The following is a 3,952-nucleotide window of genomic DNA, read 5'->3' as shown; positions in this document are numbered from 1 at the left end:
TCCGGGAACATAGTAGAGGTTTGAGCAGTGGATCAGCTCCTTTGCCTGCCGGCAGATCGCCTCTACGACATGGTCATGGCAATGGCCGGTGCTACAGACGGCAATACCTGCCACACAATCGAGATACTCACGTCCATCAGCATCCCAGACAGTACATCCCTTCCCACGCCGGATCATCATCGTCCGGGAGAAGGCAGGCATGTAGTACCTGGCATCAAGACTCTTGTAATCAGTCATATTCATCACTCATATTCTATTGTTGCAGGGGGTTTTGGGGTTACATCGTAGACAACCCGTGCCACACCGGGGATCTCCGAGGTGATACGGGATGCAATCCGATCAAGGGTCTCATAGGGAAGGCGGAGGGGATCTGCGGTCATGCCGTCGCGGGAGTTTACCGCACGCACAGAGACGATCCAGCCATGGAGCCTTACATCGCCTTTCACACCGGTTCCAAGGCCGATGAGGGCGGCAAAGCACTGCCATGGAGAGTAGGTCTCGATCAGCTCCTCCTCGACGATATTGTTTGCTTCCCTGACAATCGCAACCTTCTCTGGCGTTACCTCCCCGAGCACCCTGACTGCAAGGCCCGGTCCCGGGAACGGCATCCTGTGCTGGATCTCAGGCGGCAGGCCAAGCGCACCTGCAACGACCCTGACCTCATCCTTGTATAAGTCCCGGAGCGGCTCAAGAACTCCCTTGAATGTGATGTCAAGCGGCATTCCTCCGACATTATGGTGGCTTTTTATCCCGCCCTCGCTCTCGATTCTGTCGGGATAGATGGTTCCCTGAAGGAGATATTCGGCCCCGGTCTCCTTTGCCTCATGCTCGAATATCCTGATGAACCGCTCTCCAATCGCCTTCCTCTTCTCTTCGGGATCAATGATCCCTTTGAGGGAGGTGAAGAACTCAGCTGCGGCATCCACGGTCTTGAGATTGATTGAGCCAAAGAGCTGCTTTATCCGGGCACTCTCGCCCTTCCTCATCAGGCCGGTATCCACGTAGATCGGGATCAGCCGATCGCCGATTGCCCGTGCTGCAAGAGCTGCACAGACCGAGCTGTCGACACCGCCTGAGAGCGCCATGACAACATGGCCATCCGCTGCTGCTACTTTTATCTCCTCAACTGCTTCTTCAATGAATTTCTGTGCATTTACCATGGTTGTCACCTATGTTGTCTTTTTTCCGGTTTTACATGCTGTAACGAACCCGAGGAACGGGGGGGATGGCCGTGTCGGACGTGACCTGAACTCGGGATGGAACTGGGTCGCAAAGAAGAACGGATGATCTGATATCTCCAAAATCTCCATCCGGTTCCCGTTCCTTCCCGAGAAGATGAGGCCATGTTCTTCAAGCACCGGTATATACTCCGGGTTCACCTCATAACGGTGGCGGTGCCGCTCGATCACTTCAGGTGCCTTATAGATCCGATCCGCAATTGTACCCGGAGTGATCGTAACCGGATAGTCTCCAAGCCGCATCGTTCCACCGAGATCAACTTCATCCTCCTGTTCGGGGAGGATCATGATCACATGAGTGCCATCTCCAATCTCCGCGCTGATCGCATCACTGAACCCTGCGATATTCCGGGCGTATTCGACGACTGCCAGCTGGAAGCCGAGGCAGAGGCCGAGGAGAGGGATCTTCTTCTCGCGGGCGCACCGGATCGCGGAGATCTTTCCTTCGATGCCGCGTGTCCCGAATCCGCCGGGGATCAGGATACCGTCAACCTCGTTGAAGGCGGAATCCTCACAATCCTCGGCATCGATCCACCTGATATTCACTTCAGTCGAGAGGGAGCGCCCTGCATGCTTCAGCGCCTCCTTGATGCTCATATAGACATCCTCAACCCCGTACTTGGTGACGATGGCAACGGTGATTCTGCTGGTATATTCTTTGGTCACAACCCTGTACCAGTCAGTTGAGAGAGTATGCACATCCAGCTGGAGGAGATCCATCAGGACATCAGCAAGCCCCTCTTTCTCAAGCTCCATCGGGACATGATAGGTATCGGGGGCCGTTGTGGCACTGATCACCGCCCGTTCCGGTACATCGCAGAAGGCCGAGATCTTTCTCTTCGTATGGGCTCCGACAGGCAGCTCGCTTCTGCCGACGATGACATCAGGATACAGCCCGAGCTCCCTGAGCGCCTTCACCGAGTGCTGGGTCGGCTTTGTCTTCAGGTCACCCATCGAATCTGCGGGGATGAGCGTGACATGGACGAGGATAAAGTCGCCGGGTGCAGACTCGCCATGCATCTGACGAACTGCCTCCAGAAACGGCATGCTCTCGATATCGCCGACAGTTCCGCCAACCTCGACGATACAGACATCTGCCGGATCGCCGTTTGTCCTCCAGTTTTCAGCAGCTGATCTGATCAGGCACTTGATCATATCGGTTATGTGGGGGATGATCTGGACCGTCTCCCCGAGATAATCCCCATGCCGCTCCTTATCGATGACGGTCCGGTAGATCTTTCCGGTGGTGATATTATGATCTGAGGTGAGCTCGATATCCATGAACCGTTCATAGTTCCCAAGATCAAGATCGACCTCCGCGCCGTCACGGAGCACAAAAACCTCGCCATGCTGTGCAGGATTCATCGTGCCCGCATCGATATTGAGGTATGGATCGATCTTCACCGCAGTTACGATATAACCACGGTTCTTCAGGATACGTCCAATTGAGGCAGCAGTGATACCTTTTCCAAGGCCACTCATCACCCCTCCGGTAACAACAATATATTTCAAGATAGACCCCCGCTTAAGATCCGTCTCTTTTCTCAAACTATTATCCTTCGCATCGGTTGGTAATGGAGGGGATACCCGGACGGTCAGTTTTTTGAAACGATCGCAAAGGATGCGGTCGTCCTGGCAAGAACTTCTCCCGATCCATCGCCTCTTCGGACTTCAGCTTCTGTAAAAGCGACCCGCCGTCCACGCCTGACCACCCATCCGCGCGCAACAATTGTTCCATCCCGTGCTCCACGGAGGAAACTGGTTGATTCGGAGATGGTGGCGATCCCTTCGGTCTGGTTAAGCACCGTATAGAGGGCAAGCGCCATCGCTTCATCGGCAAGTGCAACGAATATGCCTCCCTGGAGCCATCCGACACCATTATGCATCGTCTGCACAATCTCCATAGACAGTTCCGCGTGACCCTCGGCAAATGAGATGACATTGACTCCCATCATCTTAAAAAACGGGTTTGCCTGATCTGAATCCAGCTTCAGGCGCTCTATATAATTCATCCTTTATGAGTCGCCTTCAGCCCGGCATAAGCATTTCGACGCCATATTTTTTATATAATTAACACCTTCTGAAAAGATGGGAATTCCAATGGTTACAATCAAACATTTCCTGGCATTAATCATCGCAATCGCGGTGATCCTCCCCGCCGCCTCGGCGATGGTAGGGGGAGACAAGGCATGGTTCCTTATCCACAGCAATGTTGATGGAGCCGACGTCTATTTTGGAGGAGAATACAAGGGGCAGACCGTAGATCAGAAACTCTATGTTGAGTACTACACCACCGGCACCCCGGTCACCTACTTCATGGTGACAAAGGATGGCTATACACCCTATACCGGACAGATTACCCATTATCCCGCAATGGGTGAGACTGTTGACCTGTATGCCACCCTGCAGCCTGCCCAGCCAACCCCGGAGCCCGCACCGATCGGTGGAAGCATCGGCTGGTACACCATCTATGCAAATGTGGATGGCGCAAATGTCTACTTTGACAATGATCTCAAAGGCACGATTACAAATGGCGAGCTGACCGTGCAGGTCTATGCGACAGCCACCCCCTACCAGACATTCCGGGTTTCAAAGGCAGGATACTCAGACTTTACCAGCCAGATCACTGACTGGCCTGCAGCAGGAGAGACGGTAAAACTCCATGCAAACCTGCAGCCTATTGCACCAACCCAGCCCCAGCCTTCCCCGGTATC

General features: G+C 53.9%; 5 protein-coding genes. 1 reads left to right on the top strand and 4 read right to left on the bottom strand.

Going from position 1 to position 3,952, the window contains the following annotated elements; genetic code table 11:
* From QCH34_RS08305 to QCH34_RS08290, 4 genes are all read right to left on the bottom strand, one after another.
* The coding region (locus QCH34_RS08305) for an aminotransferase class III-fold pyridoxal phosphate-dependent enzyme (protein ID WP_300332767.1) at positions 1-243 on the bottom strand (243 nt) is incomplete at its 3' end.
* The gene (gene guaA / locus QCH34_RS08300) at positions 243-1,160 is read right to left on the bottom strand and encodes a glutamine-hydrolyzing GMP synthase (protein ID WP_300332765.1); all 918 of its coding nucleotides are present in this window, start codon (positions 1,158-1,160) and stop codon (positions 243-245) included. The genes QCH34_RS08305 and guaA, both read right to left, overlap by 1 nt.
* A 9-nt stretch (positions 1,161-1,169) precedes the next feature.
* Entirely contained in the window at positions 1,170-2,750 is a 1,581-nt protein-coding gene (gene pyrG / locus QCH34_RS08295) for a glutamine hydrolyzing CTP synthase (RefSeq protein ID WP_300332763.1), read from the bottom strand.
* Positions 2,751-2,833: 83 nt separating this feature from the next.
* The gene (locus tag QCH34_RS08290) at positions 2,834-3,250 is read right to left on the bottom strand and encodes a PaaI family thioesterase (protein WP_300332761.1); all 417 of its coding nucleotides are present in this window, start codon (positions 3,248-3,250) and stop codon (positions 2,834-2,836) included.
* Between the two features lie 76 nt (positions 3,251-3,326).
* Here QCH34_RS08290 and QCH34_RS08285 point away from each other — a divergent pair.
* The coding region (locus QCH34_RS08285; RefSeq protein WP_300332758.1) for a PEGA domain-containing protein at positions 3,327-3,952 on the top strand (626 nt) is incomplete at its 3' end.

The sequence above is a fragment of the Methanocalculus sp. genome, from assembly GCF_029762515.1.
Lineage (GTDB): Archaea > Halobacteriota > Methanomicrobia > Methanomicrobiales > Methanocorpusculaceae > Methanocalculus.
This window is presented reverse-complemented; position numbering and strand designations above follow the sequence as displayed.